The 24,285-nt window shown below is 35.0% G+C and carries 24 protein-coding genes and 2 pseudogenes; 13 read left to right on the top strand and 13 right to left on the bottom strand.

All coding sequences use genetic code 11. The features are described from left to right. Positions 1-261: 261 nt before the first annotated feature. The 6 genes from F6K18_RS33125 to F6K18_RS33100 form a co-directional block, all read right to left on the bottom strand. A complete protein-coding gene (locus tag F6K18_RS33125) occupies positions 262-678 on the bottom strand; it encodes an FxLYD domain-containing protein (RefSeq protein ID WP_287527243.1) in 417 nt (138 codons plus the stop codon). A gap of 92 nt (positions 679-770) precedes the next feature. Beyond that, positions 771-1,124: a hypothetical protein gene (locus F6K18_RS33120; RefSeq protein WP_287527241.1), complete on the bottom strand. Its 354-nt coding sequence runs from the start codon at positions 1,122-1,124 to the stop codon at positions 771-773. A 9-nt stretch (positions 1,125-1,133) separates the two neighbouring features. Further along, positions 1,134-1,433 (bottom strand): FAD-dependent oxidoreductase, encoded by a 300-nt coding sequence (locus tag F6K18_RS33115; protein ID WP_287527239.1) that lies wholly within the window; start codon positions 1,431-1,433, stop codon positions 1,134-1,136. A gap of 19 nt (positions 1,434-1,452) precedes the next feature. Continuing rightward, positions 1,453-2,586 carry an RNA-guided endonuclease TnpB family protein gene (locus tag F6K18_RS33110; RefSeq protein WP_287527238.1) on the bottom strand — a complete coding sequence of 378 codons (1,134 nt, stop codon included), beginning with the start codon at positions 2,584-2,586 and terminating at the stop codon, positions 1,453-1,455. A gap of 63 nt (positions 2,587-2,649) precedes the next feature. Beyond that, the gene (locus F6K18_RS33105; RefSeq protein WP_287527236.1) at positions 2,650-2,868 is read right to left on the bottom strand and encodes a hypothetical protein; all 219 of its coding nucleotides are present in this window, start codon (positions 2,866-2,868) and stop codon (positions 2,650-2,652) included. 499 nt (positions 2,869-3,367) lie between these two features. Next, positions 3,368-5,074, bottom strand: coding sequence for an NAD(P)/FAD-dependent oxidoreductase (locus F6K18_RS33100; protein ID WP_287527235.1), 1,707 nt, complete (start codon positions 5,072-5,074; stop codon positions 3,368-3,370). Between the two features lie 118 nt (positions 5,075-5,192). On the opposite strand from F6K18_RS33100, the gene F6K18_RS33095 reads away from it, so the two are divergent. Beyond that, positions 5,193-6,083 (top strand): PPC domain-containing protein, encoded by an 891-nt coding sequence (locus F6K18_RS33095; protein WP_287527233.1) that lies wholly within the window; start codon positions 5,193-5,195, stop codon positions 6,081-6,083. A gap of 487 nt (positions 6,084-6,570) precedes the next feature. Here F6K18_RS33095 and F6K18_RS33090 read toward each other — a convergent pair whose 3' ends face one another. After that, positions 6,571-6,798: a hypothetical protein gene (locus F6K18_RS33090; protein ID WP_287527231.1), complete on the bottom strand. Its 228-nt coding sequence runs from the start codon at positions 6,796-6,798 to the stop codon at positions 6,571-6,573. Between the two features lie 236 nt (positions 6,799-7,034). On the opposite strand from F6K18_RS33090, the gene F6K18_RS33085 reads away from it, so the two are divergent. Then, complete coding sequence (locus tag F6K18_RS33085) at positions 7,035-7,208, top strand: hypothetical protein (RefSeq protein ID WP_287527229.1); 174 nt, start codon at positions 7,035-7,037, stop codon at positions 7,206-7,208. A gap of 321 nt (positions 7,209-7,529) precedes the next feature. On the opposite strand, the gene F6K18_RS33080 is transcribed toward F6K18_RS33085, so the two are convergent. The 3 genes from F6K18_RS33080 to F6K18_RS33070 form a co-directional block, all read right to left on the bottom strand. Next, complete coding sequence (locus tag F6K18_RS33080; RefSeq protein WP_287527227.1) at positions 7,530-8,732, bottom strand: argininosuccinate synthase; 1,203 nt, start codon at positions 8,730-8,732, stop codon at positions 7,530-7,532. Positions 8,733-9,667: 935 nt separating this feature from the next. Next, on the bottom strand, positions 9,668-9,898 hold the full coding sequence (locus tag F6K18_RS37075; RefSeq protein ID WP_353735245.1) for a YHYH domain-containing protein: 231 nt from the start codon (positions 9,896-9,898) through the stop codon (positions 9,668-9,670). Positions 9,899-10,002: 104 nt separating this feature from the next. Next, positions 10,003-10,143, bottom strand: a complete 141-nt coding sequence (locus tag F6K18_RS33070; RefSeq protein ID WP_287277068.1) for a hypothetical protein — start codon at positions 10,141-10,143, stop codon at positions 10,003-10,005. Position 10,144: 1 nt separating this feature from the next. On the opposite strand from F6K18_RS33070, the gene F6K18_RS33065 reads away from it, so the two are divergent. The 3 genes from F6K18_RS33065 (at position 10,145) to trxA (ending at position 11,827) form a co-directional block, all read left to right on the top strand. Further along, on the top strand, positions 10,145-11,071 hold the full coding sequence (locus F6K18_RS33065) for a glycosyltransferase family 2 protein (protein WP_287527223.1): 927 nt from the start codon (positions 10,145-10,147) through the stop codon (positions 11,069-11,071). Between the two features lie 162 nt (positions 11,072-11,233). After that, positions 11,234-11,455, top strand: a complete 222-nt coding sequence (locus F6K18_RS33060) for a hypothetical protein (RefSeq protein ID WP_287277071.1) — start codon at positions 11,234-11,236, stop codon at positions 11,453-11,455. 51 nt (positions 11,456-11,506) lie between these two features. Beyond that, positions 11,507-11,827: a thioredoxin gene (gene trxA, locus F6K18_RS33055; RefSeq protein ID WP_287527222.1), complete on the top strand. Its 321-nt coding sequence runs from the start codon at positions 11,507-11,509 to the stop codon at positions 11,825-11,827. A gap of 1,049 nt (positions 11,828-12,876) precedes the next feature. On the opposite strand, the gene F6K18_RS33050 is transcribed toward trxA, so the two are convergent. Then, a complete protein-coding gene (locus tag F6K18_RS33050) occupies positions 12,877-13,686 on the bottom strand; it encodes a class I SAM-dependent methyltransferase (protein ID WP_287527220.1) in 810 nt (269 codons plus the stop codon). A 426-nt stretch (positions 13,687-14,112) separates the two neighbouring features. Here F6K18_RS33050 and F6K18_RS33045 point away from each other — a divergent pair, with 426 nt between their 5' ends. The 4 genes from F6K18_RS33045 to F6K18_RS33030 all read left to right on the top strand — a co-directional run bounded on the left by F6K18_RS33045 (position 14,113) and on the right by F6K18_RS33030 (position 19,469). Beyond that, complete coding sequence (locus tag F6K18_RS33045; RefSeq protein ID WP_287527218.1) at positions 14,113-15,057, top strand: methyltransferase domain-containing protein; 945 nt, start codon at positions 14,113-14,115, stop codon at positions 15,055-15,057. 48 nt (positions 15,058-15,105) lie between these two features. Next, positions 15,106-15,273 (top strand): YqaE/Pmp3 family membrane protein, encoded by a 168-nt coding sequence (locus F6K18_RS33040; RefSeq protein ID WP_287527216.1) that lies wholly within the window; start codon positions 15,106-15,108, stop codon positions 15,271-15,273. A gap of 1,124 nt (positions 15,274-16,397) precedes the next feature. Continuing rightward, on the top strand, positions 16,398-17,474 hold the full coding sequence (locus F6K18_RS33035) for a branched-chain amino acid aminotransferase (RefSeq protein WP_287527214.1): 1,077 nt from the start codon (positions 16,398-16,400) through the stop codon (positions 17,472-17,474). Positions 17,475-18,617: 1,143 nt separating this feature from the next. After that, on the top strand, positions 18,618-19,469 hold the full coding sequence (locus tag F6K18_RS33030) for an EI24 domain-containing protein (RefSeq protein WP_287527213.1): 852 nt from the start codon (positions 18,618-18,620) through the stop codon (positions 19,467-19,469). A gap of 67 nt (positions 19,470-19,536) precedes the next feature. On the opposite strand, the gene F6K18_RS33025 is transcribed toward F6K18_RS33030, so the two are convergent. Further along, positions 19,537-19,764 carry a hypothetical protein gene (locus F6K18_RS33025; RefSeq protein WP_287527212.1) on the bottom strand — a complete coding sequence of 76 codons (228 nt, stop codon included), beginning with the start codon at positions 19,762-19,764 and terminating at the stop codon, positions 19,537-19,539. A 16-nt stretch (positions 19,765-19,780) separates the two neighbouring features. After that, positions 19,781-20,104, bottom strand: a pseudogene (locus tag F6K18_RS33020) (orange carotenoid protein N-terminal domain-containing protein); the annotation flags it as partial. A gap of 280 nt (positions 20,105-20,384) precedes the next feature. Here F6K18_RS33020 and sodN point away from each other — a divergent pair. The 4 genes and pseudogenes from sodN to F6K18_RS33000 form a co-directional block, all read left to right on the top strand. Next, the gene (sodN, locus tag F6K18_RS33015) at positions 20,385-20,843 is read left to right on the top strand and encodes a superoxide dismutase, Ni (protein WP_287527211.1); all 459 of its coding nucleotides are present in this window, start codon (positions 20,385-20,387) and stop codon (positions 20,841-20,843) included. 31 nt (positions 20,844-20,874) lie between these two features. Then, positions 20,875-21,240 carry a nickel-type superoxide dismutase maturation protease gene (gene sodX / locus F6K18_RS33010; protein WP_287279697.1) on the top strand — a complete coding sequence of 122 codons (366 nt, stop codon included), beginning with the start codon at positions 20,875-20,877 and terminating at the stop codon, positions 21,238-21,240. Positions 21,241-21,794: 554 nt separating this feature from the next. Continuing rightward, positions 21,795-23,054 carry a transposase gene (locus tag F6K18_RS33005; protein ID WP_287527210.1) on the top strand — a complete coding sequence of 420 codons (1,260 nt, stop codon included), beginning with the start codon at positions 21,795-21,797 and terminating at the stop codon, positions 23,052-23,054. Between the two features lie 774 nt (positions 23,055-23,828). Then, a pseudogene (locus tag F6K18_RS33000) lies at positions 23,829-24,285 on the top strand (winged helix-turn-helix domain-containing protein); the annotation flags it as partial.

Here is a 24,285-nt window from a genome sequence, read left to right as displayed (position 1 = left end):
CAGGAGAAATGGGAACGAGCGAGGAGGTAGGAGCGGGCGTTTTGTCCCAAGATTGTTCTGCTCAACTCTTGACCAAAATCCTGAATTTTTGAACCATTACCACCTAAAACCTCGCACCCCCTCCAGAGCTAAAATTGCTCAAACTAATACCAGTCAATACTTTGATATTTAATCAGCAAACCCTAAGTAAACAAAAAAATCAAGCAACAGGATTTCTCATACTGTTAAGTATCACATACAATTTTTTAACTTCTGAGTTCATTATTCACTCCATTCAACAAAAGTTGTTTCTACTTTAGCTCCCGGGGAAACATTACCTTTAAAAGATGCTACTTTTCCTGGCTCAACCGTACTAGGTTCAGCATAAATAAACCCATTATCAATAATATTTCCAGCATCATCTAATACTTGATAATTTACCTTAATTTGCTTCACAGTTTGACAACTTTGATTAGCAACTTTACCAGTTAAAAAATTACCATCGTAGTTAATATTACTAATCGGTATTTCTGTAGCTTTAACTTTTTCTGATTTTGATTTGCAGCTAACTTTTTTACTTTCATTAATAGCTTCTCGATCGCCACATAGATTAACTAAATTAATAATTTTTCCCTCCGTAGTTTCCATATAACAAATTGGGTTATCAAATTCAGATTTTTGAGCAAATATATTCACCATATTACTCTGTAATAATTGATCATAAACTCCCACGTGTAACAATGGTATTAATATAGTAAAATAGAAATATTTCATAGTAACTATTAATTATATCATGTCCGCTGGGACGCGTTTGTGTAAAACCAAGGGTGAATGTCTACAGGAAATTTACGTTTTTTCAAGCTTTTAGGCCTTCTTCTCTCTTCCTTCTTCCTTACCTTCACGCTTACAATACCGATGCTATCAGACATGATATTACTGGTAAATTGATTTTTGCGCTTTTCAGATAGTTTTAAACCACTAATATCAAATCCGCTCGGGTTCGGTATAAAAAATTTTTCATCCTCAGCGCAAATGTGCAAATCTTTCGCGCATTCTCTTCCCTCCTGACTCCTGACTCCTGAGTTCCCATCCTGGGAGGGGCGCGCGGGTGGGTTGACTCCTAAGTAATGCGCGATTAATATCATACACCCGCTTCACCAACGCCGCTGACTTCTCATTGCTTCAACACTACCTTCTAAACCTAAATCTTGTAAAATTTCCATAGCAGCTATTTCACCTGGGCGAGTTCGGATTCTACCTCCTACCCGGTTACTAGCTTCAATCACGTTTACTGGAACTCCCGCTTGAGTTAGACGATAAGCAGCAGTTAATCCGGCAATTCCTGCTCCTACTATTAATACTGGAGTTGTTTGAGATATTGCCCTTTCTGCTCTATAAAACTGATACAAAGCGTCACATGACGTTACAATTTGCGGTTTACTTCCTGCTTCCACTGAGGCCGTTGGCGGTTACTCATCCACAGGCATTCACGGTCGAGCCGACCGCATCTGTTGAGTGCGTCTTGCATTCTGAGGAAACATCACCAATTAGCACTCGCTTTCTTAAATTAATACTTGCGTTCAAATCGCGGTCTATAGATATGCCACAATCAGGGCAATCAAAAGTTCTTAGATTTAATGGCATATCTTGTACATGACCACAACTAGAGCAAGTCTTTGACGATGGAAAAAATCTGTCTACTACTACTAATTCACTGCCGTACCATTGACACTTATATCCAAGTTGTCGTCTAAACTCATAAAATCCTTGGTCTGCTATAGACTTGGCTAGCTTGTGGTTAGCTAACATTCCGCTGACGTTCAAATCTTCAATTACTACACTGCCGTGGTTTTTAGCTAAGTATGTTGTTAATTTATGAAGTGCATCTTTGCGAATGTTAGCCACTCGTCTATGGAGCCTAGCTATCTTTAGTTGTGCTTTTCTCCAATTAGCAGAGCCAATATTTTTATTACGGTTTAGATATTGTAGTCTCGAAAGCTTCGTTTCAAACTTACGGTATGACTTTACACTTTCAAATACTTTCCCATCACTTAAAGTTGCTAATGTTTTTACTCCTAAATCTACACCTACGACATTAGTTGTTTTCGGTGTGAAAGTAGGAGTATATTCAAAAGCTAAACTCAAGTACCAATCACCAGCTTGTCTGCTAATAGTGATTTTTTGAGTAGTTGCTTCGATTGGTTCATAAGTTTTTACCCAGCCAATAAAAGGTAATTTATGACACCAACCATTTAATTCTATTGGTTTTCCACAATTATCTATTGTGAATGAATCAGACCTACCTTTCTTCTTAAACTTTGGATGTTTACTTAATCCTTTAAAGAACCTTTTGAACGCTTCAGCTAAGTTGATAAAAGCGTATTGGTACACTTTAGATGAAAGGTTTTTCATCCAGGGATAGAGGGGTTTGGTGTGATTTGTAAAAACCTCTCTAAGCTTACGGGTGTTTGGTTTATAACCATCTCGGTAAGCAGCATTCCACAAACTTAAACCCCAGTTATAACACCACCTCGAATAGCCAGCGTGTTGAGCAAAGAGCGTTTTCTGTTTATTATTAAGTTTGAGCTTTGTTCTAATGGATTTCATTTATGGGTGAGTGCAGCTTGTCTAAAAGTATGCTTGTTAACGTATTATATCGTTATTCTCTGATTAAGTCAATGCTCCACCCTTGGACAAAAGGGAAACTTTAAATTTTTGAGCTAAGTCTAAACCACCTTTTAATAAGCGAGTGCAAGCATTCGGAAATTTCCTAGCTTTAGCTTCTTTTACCATTCCTAATAATTCATCACTAGGGATACCAGTTTCTCTTGACATTCTGGCAATAGTATGAGCACGACCTAGTATTGTCATCACCGAAGATTTAGTCATTTTTGAGGTCTCATGATCACAGGAGTTACGCACAGACAATATAATATATTATAGGACTTACACATAACCACCACATCTTGTAGGGTTAACGGCCATTAACTCCTACAAATGGTGTATAATTTCATATGCGTGCGTATTTCAAAAATGATAACGTTAGAGATATATAGTGCTTAGAACTCAAAAATCCGTAATTCCTATATAATTCACTAATTTTTGAACTTTTGAAGTATTAAGCACCCAAATCATCTATCAAGGACTCAGCTAATGGATATTTCTTAAATTTTGTAGTAGAAACTATACCAGAAACCTTATTCTCTGATTAAGTCAATGCTCTCCAGACCAATCAGTTCGGACGGCCTGAACGATGCGATCGCTACTTATTCCCGGATACACCAAAGTAAGTTATTATTAACAATAAAATCAAAAATAAATTTTTAAGGTCATCTTAACTATAACTATTCCAAAAATCAATGTATATTAACTGATTTGATGATAACTATTAATTTCCAGTAAATCTCTTCCTCTGTTTTTCCGCAAGTTTTGGCCGACGACGCACTTTTTCTTGATTATTGAGATTACTCCCTCGGCGAACTTTCATCGCTTCCACATTCCCTTGCAAACCTAAATCTTCTAAAATTTCCATAGCTGCAATTTCACCAGTTTCACAACCTCCCTCCATATAGCCTTGATATTCTAAAGAAGTATGTTCTCCAGCAAAAAATAGATTACCAACACGCTCTCCCTCTACTCCGTACATTTGAGTCCATTGCCCTGGTAAATAACTAGAATAAGCTCCCCGACTATATATATCACCAGGCCAATAAGCTCGGACTGCATTACCAAAAATAGCAGTATTAGTAATACCGGGATAAACTAATTCGTATTGCGGTAATTGTTGTTTAGCTTGCAGTTGTGCAGTACTACTGCCTATAGCTAAACCTTGAGTCCCCCCAGTATAGTTAGTTAACAAGGCAACACCAGGAGTTAAAGCAGCTCTACTTTGACCTGCTTCTTCAATATGTTGAAATCCTAAATCTGAATAGACATCACTACTAAAACCATAGTTGCGCCAGATACGGTCTCGGTAGGCAGTAATTAATTTAGAACCAGGAGCATAACCCATAGTATCTATTGCTAACCTTTTTGCTGGAGGCAAATCTACATTTATTTGTACTTCTCGTAAAACACTAAATGGTAGAGTAATGACAATTCTTTCATATATGCGGTCAAAACTACTGTGTCCAGACCTTAAACTCACTTGATAGCGACCATCAGACAAACTGCTAATTGCTTCTAATGCAGTTCCAGTTTCAATTGAACCACTTACGAAAGTTGCTAGTTGATTAGTAATTTGTTGGTTACCCCCTTGAATAACATAACGTTCATCATTAATTCCAAAAGGTGCAAATGTACCTTCATCAAGACCAAGAAAATAAATTAGGTTAAGACTAGACTGATTGTCAGGATCGCTAGCATACAAAACACTATAAGTTACTCTGAGGATTTGTCGCATTAGTGGAGTAGTTTCAATACCCTCCAAATATTCGGTGATAGATAAATTATCTAATTCTACTACCTCTGGAAAAACAGTTGTATAATCTTCAAATGCGTCGATCGCTTCTAAATCTGCTTCTATTCTTTCTACAACAGGAGCAACATCTGCAACTAATTCTGCCTCTGGTACAAATCGTCTGCCAAAATAGTAACCAGTTCCCACCAACCCCTCTTGGTTGGCAAATAAATCTACTTCTGTTAACCCAAGTTCTGCTGCTAGACTACGGATAATGGCATGGTCACTATCAATGTATTCTCCACCTAAATCTGCTGAAAGAAAAGTACCCGCCACTTTTGCCATAGTTTTAATCCGACCGCCAACTCTATTTCTAGCTTCTATGACATTTACTGGCACTCCTGCCTGAGTGAGACGGTAAGCAGCAGTTAATCCCGCAATTCCAGCACCTACTATTAATATAGGTGTTTGTTGACCCATTGCTCGTTGTCCACCCTTGAAGAAATTAGAAGCTGCCATTGCTCCAGCAAATCCTAAACCACCTTGTAATAAACGACGGCGAGTAGTCCGAAAGTTTCTACTTTGAGCTTCTCTGACCATTTCTAATAATTCATCGCTGGGAATGCCAGTTTTTTTCGATATTCTGGCAATACCATAAGCACGACGTAGCATTGTCATTAAAGAAGATTTACTCATAATTGATGTCCCTTAATTTTTAAGTATAAATTTTAAATTTAAAGCATATAGAAATGAACGTTTGTAGTAAGATAGCATTGCTCAGGTTGCAATGTAAACTCAATTTTTTTTTTAAGAAATGTTAACTATTGAAACTCTGTTTGATGAAGGATTTTATTTGTTTCAAAACCCTGATGTTGTAGATGAAATTGCTGCGGGTAATTTCAGTAGTGCTTTGGAACACTTTCTTAGGTTTGGTCAATTTGAATTGCGCGACCCCAATGCTTTATTTGATACTAGCTTTTATCTCGAAACTAATACTGGTGTAGCTGCTGCTATTGAGGAAGGTAATCTGACGGCAGTGGAACATTTTCTTAGGTTTGGTCAATTTGAATTGCGCGACCCTAGTCCTTTATTTACTAATTTATTTTATAGAGCAAATCCTGATTTTGCTACAACATTAGAGTCAGCAGGATTAACACCTTTTGAACATTTTGTCAGATTTGGTCAATTTGAAAATCGCGACCCTAGTTTTTTCTTTAACACAGATTTTTATCTTGCTCAAAATCAGGATGTAGTGGAGTTATTAAATAATGGTATTTTTAGTAGTGCAATTCAACATTATATTTTAGTTGGTTTGCCAGAAAATCGTTTGAGTACTCCTCCAGATTTTAGAGATGATTTGTTAAATGTTAATGCTGATTTTGGTGTTTTGGGTACTGCAGAATTTAACAATTTTATTGGAGATGGAAATCCAGTGGATGTTTATAGTTTTATTTTGAATACTCCTAGTAGTTTAGATGTTGTATTAACTGGTTTAGTTGGGGATGCAGATGTGGAGTTAATTGAGGATATTAATAATAATGGAGTGGCAGAAAGTTTAGAGGTTTTTGCTGAGTCAAGAAATGTTGGTACTATTGATGAAATAATAGATGTTGATTTCTTACCAGAGGGTAATTATTTTGTCCGAGTTTCTGAGTTTAGTGGTCATACAAATTATTCTTTGTTTTTAGAAGCTAGTCCAATTTAGAGTAGTTAATCATAGTAGGGTAGTTCAACAATTAATAATTAATAATTAATAATTAATTATTACCTCTCCTTGAAAACGGATAGGATTGACGAACAGGAAAATTTTTTTTTCTCTTGGTCGATTGGATATGGCTTCGAGACCTCGCCATCCCAACCTACGGGAAGTTCCTAAGATTGACCGCTTTTTTCTCGTTTAAAGGAGAGGCTTTAAACCTTAATTATTCGGTAAATGTTGAATTATCATCAAGTAACTATAAATTTTGCCTCTTTATTTGCCTGCCCTAAATTTAGTTATCAGTTATTCAGTTGACGAAGGAAACCAAACAAAAATATCTTTGGAAAAGTTTCCAAACTGTTCCCCTAAATAAATTAATATCCTTAGATACTTTGCTTTTTCCCCTACAAATAAATCCAAAATTGGGAATCATATCAGTTGCTCATAACTTACTCAATAAAAGCAATTAATTATACTGTTAATTTTCAGGTAATTATCCAAAGCGACCGCGATAACGAGACAGTAAAGATTCTAATTCTTCGGTTCGTTTTTCTGCTTCTTGCCGTGCCTCAATTTCCTGATTCAAAACTTCTCGTAATTCATCAGAAATCACCAATTTTTCTCCCGTATCTTCCCGATAAAATCTGATCAATTTATCCTCAACTTCTAATTGTAATCCTAAAGGTTCGCTCCGACCATCTGTAATACCAAATTCACGCAAACGCAGTTACATCTTAATTTGTGATTTCTTCTTAAAAGAAAAAATTATAAATTCCATAAATTCTAAAATTTCCACCTTTTTTCCTCTTTAATATTTATGTTTTTCTTTCTCTGTTCCCAGCTCCGGTGTTCCCAGTTAAGTGTGTCCTCACGCTTTGCAATATTTTATGAAATTGGTATAATTAACTTATAATCTACGATACCCTTGCAATTTTTCTTCTTGAACGAATGCTAAAAATGAGTGAGTTGAATCAACAAGAAAAAAAGTTGAGGAAACAAGAACAAGATTTAATATTTAGAGAAATGTCTCAGCCAATTTCTCGTATTATCAAATCTCAACGAAAACATATAAAAAAATTAGAAATTGAAGAAAAATCAGAGCAAAATGATAAATTAAAAAATCAAGATTAGAAAAATATTTATTCAGTTAATGTAGGTGGGGTTGAGGCACGAAACCCAACATTATCAGGACTTACGCATGAGGTACGAAAAAATAGGATTTGAGATTGCTTTCCGTTCCGGACTGCTCCGCAAACCCTGTGGGTCGCAATGACCACAATACCCTGTAATCCTTAAGTCCTAATCATTTCGATATTTGTTGGGTTGCGCAATAGAATATCCATTCCGCTGCGCGATCGCTTAACCCAAACTACACAAAAAAAATTATTCCTGTAGAAATGAAAAAATATCCCTACAGGAACAACTAATTAAAGTTAAAAAATCGCCAATTTATTAACCTCTAAGCTTTTCCGACCAAACACGAGTAGGCAAACCCCAAACATAAATAAACCCTTCCGCTGCTTTATGGTCGAACTCATCCTCAGCACCATAAGTTGCCAAGTCAAAACTATACAAAGAATTATCAGACTTACGACCGACAACCATTGCATTACCCTTAAATAACTTCACTCGCACAACACCAGTCACCCTTTCCTGAGTCTGCTGAATAAAAGCATCCAAGGCACCCTTCAACGGACTAAACCATAAACCGTTATAAACCAACTGACTGTAAGTTTCCTCAATACCCCGCTTATAACGAGTCACATCAGCAGTCAAAGTTAAACTTTCCAAGTCACGATGCGCTTGAATAAGAACCCACATTGCTGGAGATTCATAAATTTCTCGTGACTTAATCCCCACAAGACGGTTTTCAATCATGTCAATACGACCAATACCATGATTTCCCGCTATCTGATTAAGTTGAGTAATCAACTCAATACCACTCATTCCTTGACCGTTGAGAGTAACAGGAATACCTCCCTCAAAACCAATTTCAACATATTCCGGTTCATTGGGAGTATCAGCGATCGCCTTCGTCATATTATAAACTTCCTCCGGCGCCTCCACCCAAGGATCTTCCAACTCCCCTGCTTCGATCGCCATCCCCAATAAATTTTTATCAATGCTGTAAGGGGAAGATTTTTTCACTGGTGCTGGAATGCCATATTTTTCACCGTAGGCAATAGTCTCCTCACGACTCATTCCCCACTCCCGCGCTGGAGCAAGAATCTTGATTTTAGGATTAAGTGCAGCAATAGCAACATCAAACCTTACTTGATCATTACCCTTTCCAGTACAACCATGGGCGATCGCATCAGCACCATATTTTTCTGCTGCATCTACTAATATTTTAGCAATTAAAGGTCTAGCTAATGCTGTAGCTAAAGGATAGCGATTTTCATATAGAGCATTTGCTTGAATTGCTGGAAAAGCATATTCTTTAATCAAAGGTTCAATAACATCTATAACCAAAGATTCTACTGCACCCGAATCTAATGCTTTTTTGCGGACTCCTTCTAACTCATCTCCCTGTCCTAGATCTGCAGCGAGAGTAATTACTTCCTTGACACCCCACTCATTTTTTAAGTAGGGAATGCAAACGGAGGTATCCACTCCACCAGAATAAGCTAATACAACTTTAGTGGCACGACTCATAGATTTTTCTCTAGAATTAACAACTGGGTTTTTATTATGGGACTAAACCTGTAAGATTATTGTCAGGCTAAGTACAGATTCTAGAGTGTATCCTAATTGTGAGAGGATTGAAAAGTAGACTATAGAATTAGCTTTTGGGGATGAGTGGATGTGGAGTGCTTTTTCCGCTTATCAAAGTTAATATTTAATACCCCCCTATACTATTGTAGAATAATTATCAACTTTTATTCTAGGGGTTTGGTTGCTAAACCACTGCTTCTAAGTCTTTCCTTAAACTAAGTAAAGAAAAGATATAATTTTAAGATTTAGATGAATGAGTTATATCATGTCCGGATAAGAGCGTGATGAAAAAAACCAAAACTGTCACTGGTAGTGCAAATCTTTTTATTGTCTCTACTCCCTACTCCCTACTCCCTACTCCCTACTCCCTTATTTATAAATATTCAACCGGACATGATATTATTTCATATCTAAAATCAGCAATACCATCTCATTATCTATATAAATATTCCGATTACTTTTAAGAAGAGGTAATTATTAATTATTGAAAAAGAAGATTTTGTCTATATAGTATATGAATTATGGATAAAAATAAGTACTCCCTAGAGATGCTAGGGAGTAATGGCTTATTGTAAAGAAATAATCAACTGACTAACATTCTTAATCGCTTTCATTGCATAACTATCATTAGGACGGAAGTTTAACGCTCTTTTGAAATTTATCAAAGCTGTCTGATAGTCTTTGTTTTTAGTTGAGCTATAACCAATATTCATACATTGCTCGTAGTCAAAGCAAGAACCATTTATCCGATAAACATGAGGCTGTAATATATTAAAATTAGTGAATGCTTAGAGGTCATTAGATTGAAAACTTAATGCTTTTTCATAGTAAAGATAAGCTCTTAAAAGATCGCCTGTTTCCCAAGAAGAATATCCTCAACTATTACAAAGCTGATTAGTTGAGCAGAGAATAACTACGTTTCCAGTATCGCCTAAAGTTCTTAACCCTGTGCTGTTGCCAGAATTTCCAGAAGTCCCATAACTTCCCGATCCTCCTGATGAAGTTCCTCCATGACAGTGATATCTTCCTGTTGATCGGTTTGTGTGGCATCCACTGCTATCGGTTCGGCCTGGATGAGCGATAGCAATACAAGGAGTTAATAGCACTACCACCCCCCCAAAAAAAGTATCTTTTGAAAAATATTTTTCATTGTTTCAAATACAGTTTGAAGAGTACTTTTCAAGTATAAAACTATTTTCTGTCTATTGAATTATTCTGACTTTTCTGGTGTTAACGATCGCCCTGTAGAATCATCATACCTGAATTCAGCAATGCCCTTTTTCACCCAGAGTATCACACCTAAAACCCATAATGTATTAGCTACTACCCAATTATCCCACTCAGGAGACAAAATGTTTTTCAGTGTAGTTATTCCCACTTATAATCGCAAACCGATTTTAGAAAAGTGTCTTCGCGCTCTGGAAAATCAGGATTATGACCGCCCAATTATAGATTATGAAGTAATAGTTGTCGATGATGGTTCGACGGATGACACTATCTCCTGGTTAGAAACAGAGGCCAAAGAGTTTTCCCATGTCCGACTATTTTCTCAGTCCCACCAAGGGCCAGCAGCAGCTCGGAATTTGGGTATTGAGCAGGCCAAAGGAGATTTTATTATTTTTATTGATAGTGACCTGGTGGTGACAGATTCTTTTCTACAGTCACACGCAAATAGTTTAGTTAGTGCAGAAGGGGAAAATGTATTTACTTATGGCAGAGTTATTAATACTTGTAATTTTGATTTTCCCACTTCAGAACCTTATAAGTTGACTGATTTTTCGGCAGCTTTTTTTGCTACAGGAAATGTAGCGATCGCTCGTCGTTGGTTAATTGAAGCTGGATTATTTGATACTTGTTTTGAACAGTATGGTTGGGAGGATTTAGAGTTAGGATTTAGGTTAAAAAAATTGGGTTTGAAATTGATTAAGTGCCCTGATGCTGTTGGTTATCATTGGCATCCACCTTTTTCTTTGGAGCAATTAGAAGGAATGATTGAGCGAGAGATTCAAAGGGGAAAAATGGGAGTTTTGTTTTATCAAAAACATCCTACTTGGGAAGTTAAAATGATGATTCAAATGACTTGGCTACACAAATTATTATGGGGAGTTTTATCATTAGGTGGGAGATTAAATGAAAAGACAATGGCTGTTTTTTTGCAATGTTTAATTGACCGAGGTAAGTCGCAGTTAGCTTTAGAAATTTCTCGTATATTTTTGAATTGGTATAATGTACAAGCTATTTATGCTGCTGATATAAATATTGAAGAGCAGAATAGTTAACTAGGGATTATTGAAAAACTAAAATTAGAGGCTGTTTGTAAACAAAAGATTATGTAGGTTGTGTGACGGTATCTTTACCATTTTTAGCTGAAACGGTCAACTTTGTAGTTTAACATTTATTTGAAAAACATTGAGCATATATAGTTAACTTCAGTAGAAATCATGATTGAACCTGATTTTCCTCATATTGTGTTGGCCTTTAACTACAAGGGTTGGAAGGTTGAAATTGACCAAGGTGAAATGGACGGATCTGCTACTTATGCGGCTTGGGCCAACTATAAGTTAGGTTGTGTTGTGGCAGTACCTTATGCTTCTTCTCGACAAGAGGTAGTTAGGCGTGCCAAGCAATGGATTGATGCTCGAGATAATCAGAAAATAACTTAGAGTGAAGAATTGCTATATGATAGATGATCATAAATCATATCAGGCATTCTGATGAGTACAGCAACTTACATAAATGACACTGAATTTGATGCACTTTTAACGTCTGAAACAATCTTTGTCGTAGATTGTACAGCGTCATGGTGTGGTCCATGTAAAAAAATTAGTCCTTTAATTGACCAGTTAGCTGAAGAATATCAAAGTTGCGCCAAAGTAGTAAAACTTGATATTTCTCAAAACAAGGAAACTGCTAATAAATTTAGTATTCGTAGTATTCCAGCAGTGATGTTTTTTAAAGATGGCGAACTTGTAGAAAATATAGTTGGTGTTTCTTCTTATGAAATTTTCAAAGCAGCACTTGATAAGTTACTTTAAGTTTTATAGAAGATAGAAGTAGGTAGATGTTAAAAATAATCGTTTTTTTTGAGTATTTATAGCAACTTAATTTATTGATATATTTTTCTAGAGATTAACTGGATAATTCCACATCTCAAAAATTTTGCTAAATCTTCTTAAGTACCTGTGCAAAATTAATTTAACAATTAACTTAACATTTATCAGGAGGGAGTAGGCAGTAGGCAGTAGGCAGTAGGCAGCAGGGCAAAAAAATATACTTTTGTGCTTGAGCAGTGAGTCTAAAAATCATTTTTCCTAGGTATTACCCGGCATTGAACAGTGATCAATGATTTTAGATTTTTGATTGAATTGGATTTTGGATTTGAGAATTGTTATCATGATTAATATTAGGCTTTTTTCAGTCAAATTCTAAACTAATTTTTTGCAATATCATTCCATAATGTGCAACTCCTATTACCCAATCATCTTACCCAATCATCAAATATAAAATTAATTTTGCTTTACTAGTTAAATAAAGGGTTTTGGCTATTTTTTCCCCAAAAAAATTCTTTATTTACATCATGTCTGTTGGTATTGTTTATGTAAAAACTTGGGAAATATCTACTTTTTTTTCTTTCCAATCTTCTTCCTTTTTCCTTAATTGCGAGCAAGATGCTCCCACTATTGATAATACTGATGCTACCGGACTTAATATTAGCTAAAACTGAGAAATATACTTACAGAAAGGAAATTAAAAAATTATGCATAGAGAAAATTTTGGCAATCTAATTTTTACCATACCTCTACCTTAACTTTATTTTTTCCTTTTTCTTGATAGTGGAAATAGTTATCAGGTAATATCATGTTCGGATGAAAGCGTTATCAATATAAGTCTCTATGTATAGCAGTTCCATTAAACCTCTCCTCCCTGTCACCTTTTGCCTATCAATTATAACTATTCAACCGAACATGATTAAAGTATTGATCTTTGAGAAATGGTATAAGTGAAATGAAATATAAATTAGTAACACATATAAATTATTGTAGAAAACAACAATAACTTAAATAATCAGTAATTTAGTCATTATTTATTCTAAATTACCTTCCTTAAAAGCCATAATCCTAATTCGCGTATAATCAGCCGTCCATTTACCCTTCTTATATAGATGAGGACGCAATCTATTTTCAATATCATCAATAATAATACTTTGCTTTTTCTCAGGAATTCCTTCAAAGAAACAAGTTGCAAACATCTTCAGCCAATTACGCAAACCATTTTCTCCATCCTCAAGTTTAGTTGGTCTTTCTAATAAAGTAGCAAAAGTCAACACAAACCCTTGTGATTCTAAGAGAGTAGCATATTCTCCAATACTAGGAAAATACCAAGGATTAAGTTGTTTATTACTACTATAACCAGCAGCATCTAAGGCTTCATAAATACTTTTAACAATTGTTTTAATATTACCTTTGCCACCAAATTCACTAACGAAACGACCTCCAGGTTTCAGGACGCGCCAAATATTACGGATAACTTTTTTCTGTTCTTTAATCCAATGAAGTACTGCATTAGAAAACACCGCATCAAATGTTTCTTTTAAGCCTATATTAACTCCATCTCCTACTAAAAATTTAATATCTGGATAACAACGATGTGCTTGTTCAATCATGGTCGGAGCATTATCAATTCCTACAACTTTTGCCCCTTTTGTAGTGATTTTATAGGTCAGATGACCTGTACCACAACCAAGGTCAAGAATTTTTTCTCCACTCTGAGGACTGAGCAATTCTAATAAATCTATTGCCAAATTAGAAACAAAAGAATGTTTACTTTCATACAGTTCTGCATTCCACTCATTGAAAGATATATTTGAGAAGTTGTTAGTTGTATTATTTTCCATAGCACTATGAAGAGTAACTTGTTCAATAAATTATACTTGAATTCAACAAATCTCACCTATCCAGTCAAAAGTTAAAAATGTGGATACCCTGTGTCACGAGTCAAGGGATGCAGAGATTTTTTCTCCATATCAAAATATCAAATTAACGAATAGAGAGGACGATCGACAAGATAGTCAAAAGTAAGACTTAACAGATTAATTTAGATAGTTTTAATTAGGAAAAGTTGTTTTTGCTCTTGAAGCGATTGAGTAAAATTACTCTAATTATCGGGATAAAATTTAGATGATTTAAATACAATAATACCTGTAAAACTTCAGGTTTGTATTCAGTATAGTTGGAATCTAAAACCATTTTGTGCTAAGAAATATATCCTGTCCCAATATTGAGTATTGAGATTTAAAGTATGTCATTCAGGAGTATGGCTTATGGCAGGTAATGAAGTTGGTGCAGATTTATGGATTAATGAGTATATCACACCTTGGGATATTTATGCTCATGGCATTACCAAGGTACTTGCCTACAAGAAAACTGCTTATCAGGATATGTACATTGTAGAAACAGGTATTTATGGTAAAGCGCTGGTTCTTGATGGTAAATGGCAGTCTTGTATGGAAGACGAATTTTTGTACCATGAACCTCTGGTACATCCTGCCATGATTTTTCATGGATCTCCTAGTAAAGTTCTTGTTTTTGGTGGTGGTGAAGGAGCTACTATTCGGGAGGTCTTACGTTGGCAAACAGTAGAACAAGTGGCCATGATTGACATTGATGGAGAAGTAGTTGAAGCTTGTCGTCAAAATTTGCCTGAGATGCACGCTAATGCTTTTGATGACTCTCGCCTCAAGTTGGTCATTGGTGATGCTTTAGAATTCTTGCAGACTTCTGGTGAAATTTGGGATGTAGTTATTTCTGACCTTTCTGACCCTATTGAAGAGGGGCCTTCATTTCAGTTGTTTACAAAGGAATACTTTGAAAAAATTCTACAGGTGCTTACCCCTGGAGGGTTTTTTGTTTTGCAAGCTGGCCCTGTTTCCCTAGGAGAAATGAAACTTCATACTCGAATTGTGAATACAATGAAAGAAGTTTTTTCTTATGTCCAATCTTATAGTAGTTATGTTCCTACTTATGGACAACCTTGGGGTTTTGTAATAGGTTCAACAGAGATGATTAATAATCGTCCTGACCCAGAAACAGTTAATCAACTTCTGAGAGAAAAAACTACTGGTGGGTTTCGGATGTTGGATGGGACTACCTTATTGGGGATGTTACAAGTACCTAAGCATTTGCGGGAAGCGATCGCTACTGAGACTGAGGTATATACTTTAGCAAAACCTCCAAAATTTTTCGGTAAAGGTTCTACTAATAGTTGAAGCTATAACTAAGACAACAATAGTTTAAAAATTACAAGAGTAACTAAAATGAATCTACTGCGGATTGTAGCTGCTATCTTTTTACCACCTTTGGGTGTATTTTTGACCGTTGGTCTCGGCGGTGCTTTTTGGATTAATCTTCTCCTAACTATTTTTGGTTTTTATATTGGTGGCATTGTTCATGCTATTTGGGTTATTGCCAAGCATGATAATTAAGCTAGGCAATTAAAATAAGGGTGGGTTTGGTCTGATTTTTAATAAATTTTTAACTAAAAATAATCACAAACCCATCTCTATTCATAGGAGTAGGAGTAACTTTTGATTGTTAATTATTCAATAACTGGCAACTGCTAAATTATCACAAAGACTTAAACATCTGTGAGAAATGATTACCACTAAAATAGATGGTAAGCATTCAGGTCTTAGGGTTGCATTATTCTTGATTTTTTGCATACTCAGTGTTTCAAAGCTGAAAACTGTATCTAAGAATACTAAATAGTCTATAAATGAGACTAAAAGGTTTCTGGAAAGTGATCAACACATAGATATGATTATTTGTCAACCCCAGCACCTGAATAGTTACAATAGATGTTTATAATTTTTTACAAAACCTTGAACATTTTTCAGTCAAAGCTATACTAAAATCATCTGACCAATCAACAATAATTTCATCATCATTATTAGAGGTAAAATACTTGCAGTTTCTATTCAGAAAGGTAATGGAATAATCTTTGGTGATGATGGTAAAAGATATAGGTTTCTGCTGAGAGGCAACATTTTTACCCTTGGCTAATTAATCAGACTTGATATCAGATAACTGATGATAGAAAGTCTGCAAAAAAAAACTTGGATAAATATATGCTATACCAATTATTAATCATAATACTTTATTTGAGAGTTGTTTGATACTATTGTATTTTTCCTAAACTCCCTAATACTTAATACTTCATACGAACAAATGTTATTAAAAGGAGAAGTCTAAAGTTTTCTCTAAACTGAGTTGTGATGGAATTAGGTGAAGCCATCTCTCTCTATCATTTCTCCCCTTTGTTAATTGATTTTTATTTATCATGATATTTGTAACAATCTTTTTTGGCAAATGGTACTACATATATCTGACAAAGAATAAAAATGTATTAAATAAAATTGCATTAATCAACCATCCTTTTTAAGTCGGGAGTCAGGAGTAAAGACTTTTCACTTTTCCCACAACTTTTTGAGGTCTTTGCTTTTTACCATCTTCTACAAAAGTGACTTGTTTTTGATTATATGTATTTAATTGGGCATGATATTATAAATAAACAATATAAAGTAGCATTTTTACTAAAAGTCAGACAATAATGCAAATAGTTAATTCTCATAATTCTCAAATATCTATAGAAAAAACTAGCCACTCTCGGATTAAAGAACAGGATATCAATAATAGTCCCTTTGGCAAAGTATTTAGCGATCATATGTTAGTTGCTGACTACAGGGATGGTAATTGGCAAGAGGTAAAAATTGTTCCTTATGGCCATATTTCAATAGTTCCTTCTCTGTCAGCCCTCCATTATGGCCAGACCGTTTTTGAAGGTTTAAAAGCTTATAGAAGTCCCACAGGAAAACCTTTACTATTTCGCCCACAAGCTAATTATAAACGGATAAATGAATCAGCTTTTCGATTATGTATGCCACCTATTCCTGAAGATATTTTTCTGGATGGTTTAAAGGAATTAATTAGGCTAGATTCTGACTGGATTCCTACTCAATCGGGTAGTGTATTATATATTCGACCTATTTATTTTGCTACAGATGAATCTGTTGGTCTTAAACCAGCAAATAGTTATAAATTTATGATTATTTCTTGCCCTGTAGGTGCTTATTATTCAGAACCAGTTAAGTTAATTGTTACAGATAAATATATACGAGCTGCTGAAGGTGGAACAGGTGCGGCTAAATGTGCTGGTAATTATGGTGGTAGTTTATTAGCAGATAAAGAGGCTAAACAACAAGGTTATGATAATGTTTTATGGTTGGATGGGAAGGAAAAAAAATATATTGAAGAATGTGGCACAATGAATGTGGCTTTTATCATTAATGATGTTGTGATTACTCCTAAGTTGACTGGTACTATATTAGCTGGAATTACTAGAGATAGTGTATTAACTTTATTGAGAGATATGGGTGTTAAAGTTGAGGAAAGATTAATTTCTATTGATGAAGTGGCAAAAGCTTATGAAGAGGGTAATCTTTCTGAAGCATTTGGTATGGGAACTGCTGCTACAATTGCTCATATTTCTACTATTAATTATCAAGGTAAAGACATGATTTTACCTCCTATTTTTGAACGAAAATATGCTCCTCAAGTATTGCAAAAATTAGAAGATATTAAAACGGCTAAAGTGACTGACCCTTACGGTTGGGTTGATCCACTGTAAACTATAGGTTACTATAATTGGTCTTGGGATGAGATTAACACTAAACATTATTAGTTGATTTACTAATATAAATCTTCTATCATCCCATAATTTTTATATGTTAAATATAGCTAATATATATAGTCATTCCCAAGAAGCGTGAGGTACAAAATTCGTTGGTTTTAGGGAATAGGGAACAGGGAATAGAAGACAATTGAAGAAGGAGACAGGAGACAGGAGGAAAATTACATGGGGATTCTAACCCCAAGTAATTTTGAACACTCCAGTTGACGGTGGGGTATTAAACCCACAAAGAAAATGATAAAGATAGGCATACCTCATTAGACTGAGAAACGCTAATATCATGTTTATTTAAATACCCACAATAAAAATTTTAGGGAATGGGTAATAGAGAAAATGAGGAAATTTATCAGAGAAAATATTTTGATTGTGGCTAATTAATCAGACTTGATATAACTTTCTATTGTAGTTAGTTAGTATCAAAAATATTCTGGGGATAATTGAAAAATAGATAAACTAAATAGAAATATGTATAACAATCTGATTTTCTACAAATAATTTAATACTTCTATAGAGTAGGGATTTTTCCTCTACAAAAAATCTGAATCTCCACTAACTCATGGGGTGCGTCACAGAAGAACCAACTATTATTCCAGAAAATGGTAAGGATGCTGTCAAATATTCTACTTAATCTTTTGTTCACAAACAACCTCTTATAGCTACTATAGCGTTGTGTACAGGCAACAGGCAACAGGCAACAGGCAATAGGGGGAATAAATTGCCGATAATATAAGACTTTTAGCTATTGGGCACCTCCTGCAATTTGTAAATATACCAGCGCACACTGTTATAACTTCTAATACCAAGGATAAAAAAAGAATGTTACGAATAATAAGGGCTGCAAGGACGAATGGCCATTTGCTAACGCAGAGCTGCCGCTAATGTCCCTACTTTATAGGAGATGCCTTTTGGACTAAAAAGATAAATTCATACCTAAAAACTGCCATTAAAGCCATTCATTCTGACTTGCTCTTCCTAAGTTCTCTTCCTGTGAGGGGTTAGGGGTGGGTTGACTCCTAAGAAATATCCTAGCTTTTTGTAGCAAAAATTTATCAATTTGGTATAACTACTCTCAATTAACTCATGGTAAAACAAAAAAAAATTAAGTCAATATTATCTATATTTGAGACTCCTATCGGATTATTCGCAGGGGCAACTTACCATTTTCGTGCTTTAACGATATTTCTCAAAAATCCAAAATTAATAGGTTATATAGTTGTGCCAATTTTGATTAATATTGTGGTAGGTATTCTTCTTTATCTTAGTTTACTCCTACCAGGAATTGATTTAATTAATACTATTTTTAATAACTTATCTTTAAGCTTTGATGCTTTAATTGTTCAATTACCAACATGGTTAAACTTCTTAAGTTATATAGATAATATTTTATATAAACTTGTACAAGTTATTCTATTCGCAATATTATTGCTGATAATTGGATTTTTGTTAGTACAATTTGGAACTATTCTAGGTTCACCTTTTTATGGTCAACTTTCTGAACAATTAGAAAAAATTAGAACTGGAACATTGCCTGAAACTCCTCCAAGTTTATTAAACTCTCTCAAAGATATTTGGCGAGCCATACTTTTTGAGCTAAAAAAAGTTGGATTACTTTTAGTAATAGGTTTACCGATATTGCTGCTCAACTTTCTCCCTGGAGGTTCTTTAATCGCAACTATTGGTGGTATAACTTTAACAACTTCCATTGTTTGTCTTGACTTTTTTGATGGATTTTTGGAGAGAAGAAAATTAAAATTTCGACAGAAGTTAACAGTAGTGCGTCGTAGTTTACCAGCAAGCGCCACTTTTGGCCTAATTTGTCAAGGTTTAATTACCATTCCTGTAGTTAACTTTTTAGGTATTCCACTGTGTGTCGCTGCAGGGACTTTATTTTGTTGCGATCGCGTCTTACCAAATTTACTGCCAGACAATTAAGCTTAAAGAGTGCGGGCCTAGATGGAACAGCAGTTCATTTCACAACCCGCCCTTGATTTAGATTATATTAGATAATGCGGGTCATGGCAGATACTTTTGTAATCTTTTCTTTATCCAAGCCTTCCAGCTCTCCAAGCTTTAACCATCCCTCTTTTACTAAGCCAGCCAGAGCAAAAATCACAGTTGCATTTCTGGAGTCATACTTCCCATCTAGATCGTATCTTCTGGCACTGAGGAAATCATGTAGATACCATAAATCATCAAATTCTTGAATTCCACTTGCTTGTTGGCGCACTGTTGTGACTAAAGCATTTTGGTATAGGAGCAACAAGTCCCTGATTCATCCATTCTCCAAGTTGATACCAAAAACCCAACTTGATATTGGGAGACCAGGTGGCATATGTCCGACACATTGGAGTATCGGAGCGGTTAGCCAGGTCACACATGACTTGGGTCTGCTCCTGGAAGCTCATTTGTTTAATTTCATTCATAGTTCTTTCTGCAAGCTGCATATTGGCAGCTCCTAGAGCAGCAATTGTGATTGTTTTGCCCATTTCCAGGTAGGCGAACCAAATGAGAGCTAGTTGGTCTTCTGCACTTAGCTGATTGAAGCGAGCTATGGTGGCTGGCACTATGTCAGCTGATCAGGTGTTGGGAAAGATATTGCGAGCTGTATCAATTGAAAATGGCATAGGTTTATCTTGATAAAGGAATTCAAAATTCAAAATCAGAAATACCCACACTTTGTTATTTTAAATGGGGTGGGTGGGGATTATCGGAAATTTATAAATACCCACACTTTTGATTTAAACTAGGGTAGGTGGAAATTATTAGGAAAAGCTTTCCTTCTTAACCACTATTTCATCGTAACATTACTTTACATTTTCTATACACATAGGAATATCTTAGAAAACTATGCTCAACAGAATTGCTTCTCAGATTAGAAAGTCCTTCCCAGCACCAGAAGTTAGTGCTCACTGCGATGGCCCTTGTGGTGTTTATGACCCCGCTTCTGCTCGCATTTATGCTGAGGCAGTGGTGTCTATGACTAAGAAAATTCTAGAGCTTGACCCAAAAGCAGGAGACCATAAGACTGCTAATACTCTTTCTCGCTATATTGCTATTAAGGAAGAGCAGGCTCAGAAGACTAAAGAAGATTTGCTCATCCTCTGGACTGATTATTTTAAGCCCGTGCATTTAGAAAAGTATCCAGACCTCCACGATACTTTCTGGAAAGCTGCTAAACTTTGCTCTGCTTGTAAAGTGGAAGTTAATTTGGATCATGCTAATGAATTATTAGCTGCTGTGGAGAAAATCCATAATATGTTCTGGGCTACTAAGGAACGCGAGGTAACTTGGTACAAGGCTAGCTAAATTTTTTTAGTTTGAGGTGGTAGGCAAAAAGTTGATACAAACAAGCGATAATAAAGAATTATTGTTATGGTTGTTGAGATTGCGTCAACGCTTTTGTGTTACGGGGGTGTCGATGTTTCCTCTACTCAAACCAGGGGAGGATATTCTTGTTGACACTAAAGCCTACCGCCACTGTTTACCTGAAATAGATGATTTGGTGGTGGCTAAACATCCCCATCGCCAAGATTTGAAAATAATTAAACGGGTTGCCTTTGTTGATGAAAATGGCGACTGTTTTTTGGTGGGAGAAAATAGGGAAGAAAGTAGTGATAGTCGTTCCTTTGGTTTTGTAAGTTCGCAACAAATAATTGGTAGAGTTACTAGCAAGTTTCCTGAGTGGAACTTAAACAAAACTTAGGCAAAAAATCGCATCAAATCGATACAGCACAGGGAGAGCTTTTTTAGGGCTTTGATATTTTGATCTTTTCTAAATTGACTTTTCACAACGAATTCTGGGGTTGCACATTATGGAATGATACTGCCAAAAAGAGGTTTAGACTTTGACTAAAAAAACCTAATATTAATTATTCTAGCAATTATCAAATCCAAAATCAAATTCAATCAAAAATATCAAATCATTCGCCACTGTGCAACGCCCGAATTCTACCCAACTAGATTCGGCAAGGGGTCTCCCGTTATAATCGAGCCATTTAACGGGAGGGGAATTGCCGAGCTGCAAATTAAATAGGTGTCGATTGATGTTTTTCTTCTGATTTCTTGTCTTTAAGTCTTAGTGAATCTATAAAATCACTTATTACTTGGGTCATCGTTTTTTCATTTTCTGCTGCATATAATCTCAGCTTATTTAATCTGTTATGACTTATTCGTATATTTAATCCTGTTTTCTTCATCATGTATAGACAAACTCTACACAAACTATTATAATAAAGCTCTGGTCGAAAAGGAAATAAAATGATCCTAAGTCATTGTTACAAAATTAAACCAAATCAAGAACAAATAGCTAAGATAGATAATTGGTTAGAACTCTTGAGGAGACATTGGAATTATGCTTTAGGTCAAAGATTAGATTGGTTAAATAGAACTAGATGTCAAACAGACCGATGCTCAATAATTTCATGTCCTATTGGCGAGATTCCTTGTAGACCAGATTATTATTTTCAGCAATCAGCACTTAAAGAAACAAAACAGTTATTTCCTGAATATAAAGAAATTTACTCTGAAGTTCAACAAATTAATTTACAAAAACTAGATAAAGCTTGGAAACGTTGGTTAGTTCCTGACAAAACAGGTAAAAGATTTGGTAGACCAAGGTTTAAAAAGTCTGGGAAACTAAGGTCATTATGTTTTAGTAGAGTAAATCATTCTAAAGCAGCAGTTAAGTTTGATGGTAAACAAATTATTATTAGCAGATTTGGTGCTATTCCAGTAATAGTTCATAGACCTATTCCAGATGAATTTACAATTAAAACTGCAACTGTAACCAAAAAAGATGACGGCTATTATATTAGTTTTAGTTTGGAAGATAAGTCAGTTCCCAGTTTAATTCCTACTGATAATATCAAAACTGCTGTAGGTGTTGATGTAGGTTTAAAAGAGTTTTTAACTACTAATACTGGTGAGACTTTTTCTGTTCCAAATTTCTATAGAAAAGCACAATCTAATTTAGCTAGAAAGCAAAGTAAAGCAGCTAGAAAAGAAATTGGGTCTAATAACTGGCAAAAAGCACAGAATAAAATAGCTAGATTGCATCAACATATTGCTAGACAAAGAGAAGATTTTCATTATAAAACTGCTCATAAGTTAGTTAAAGAGTATGATTTAATTGCTGTAGAAGACCTGAATATTAAAGGTTTAGCTAGAAACACAAAACTCTCAAAATCAATTTATGATGTAGCCTGGGGTGCTTTTATTGAAAAATTGAATGCAGTGGCGGCAGTTCGCGGTGTTCATGTAATTAAAGTTAACCCGAATCATACATCACAAAATTGTAGTAATTGTGGTCAAAAAGTACCATTAGCTTTGTCAGTTAGAACTCATTCTTGTCCTAAATGTAAAACAGTTTTAGATAGAGATGAGAATGCAGCAATTAACATATTAAATAAAGCGTTAAACGAGGTGGGTATCATCTTGTCTGCTTGTGGAGGCTTAGGCGTTAGTCAGCCTGTGATACAAGAAACTTCTGAAACTTCGATTCAATTATCTTTGTTTTAGAAGCTCCCGTTATAATCTCCGATTTAACGGGAGAGAACTTCACAACTGTTACAGGACTAAAAATATATAGTTGCTCTAGTTTGGAAGCTATTAGCTAATATCATATATTTTTAACTATGTCAAACCATTGTTAGAGCAACTGATGAAAATTAGTTCATCATCGTTGAAGAAATATAAGGTAATTCCTTAAAAAACAACGAAATAATTATGGTTTTGGGCTGAAAAATCTCATTAGGTTATAAATACCCTCGGATTATCCTTTGTTAATTCTATCATGGAAAGGCTGAAACTATTGAAACTCCGTTAGCTAATTTAGGCTTTTTTTGATATTTTTTGTCAGAGATTGATGACAAAGTTGAAAATTTTAAAATTAGAAGCTGAGATTGATAATTAAAACTTTTCAGATAGCGATCGCTGAACTAAGGAATTAGGATTAAATAAAATACAGAAATTAAAGAGTTGCAAACCTTGATGAAGCTAAAATTTCATTATGGAGGCGTTTATATGAATTTGATGGAGAAAGAAAAGTTTATGACTTTGAGGATAAATATGGGTATATTGGAACTTTAGAATTAGTCTACCCTACCAATTTAATACTACCTATCTTATTTTTTTTCATCCTTTGTATTTCCTGGATAGGATTAAGGAAACTGTCTTCAGAAGCAAACTAGACAGTTTTGCAGTTTAGACTAATTATAGTTAGTGGTACTTACACATTTTCTGGTCAAAAAATGCCTGTTTGCGTAGCATTCCGCAGGAAGAGTCTGTCTGCATAAAGGTTACTTAAAGGCTGAAGAAAAAGAGAGAACAATTGATTGGTTGAGAGAACAAGATTATCTGAGATTATCAGACTTGCAAAACTATTTACAGAACCAATATAACGTAGTTTTTGGGTCCTATCAGAGTTATTATAACTTACTCAAAGAGGCTGAAATAAGTTGGAAAAAAACTCAAAAAAATCATCCAGCTAAAAATGATGAATAAGTGAAAGCAAAAAAAAAGAAATAGAGGATAAATTGGCAAAATGGCAACCGGAAATAGAAGCGGGAAACCAAGCAGTGTTTATGATTGACGAATTTCATCTGCTATGGGGGGATGTATTAGGTTATGCTTGGGGAAAAACAGATAAAAGAATAGAAATTACGATGAAAAATCAAAAGGAAAGACAGACTTATTATGGAGCTTTATACTACCAAACAAAGGAATTTATAGTTCAAGAGTATCAAAGTGG

This window comes from Okeania sp. SIO2C2, assembly GCF_010692625.1.
Classification (GTDB): Bacteria; Cyanobacteriota; Cyanobacteriia; order Cyanobacteriales; family Microcoleaceae; genus Okeania; species Okeania hirsuta.
Note: the sequence above shows the minus strand (reverse complement) of the source record. Positions and strands in the feature narration are given on the sequence as shown.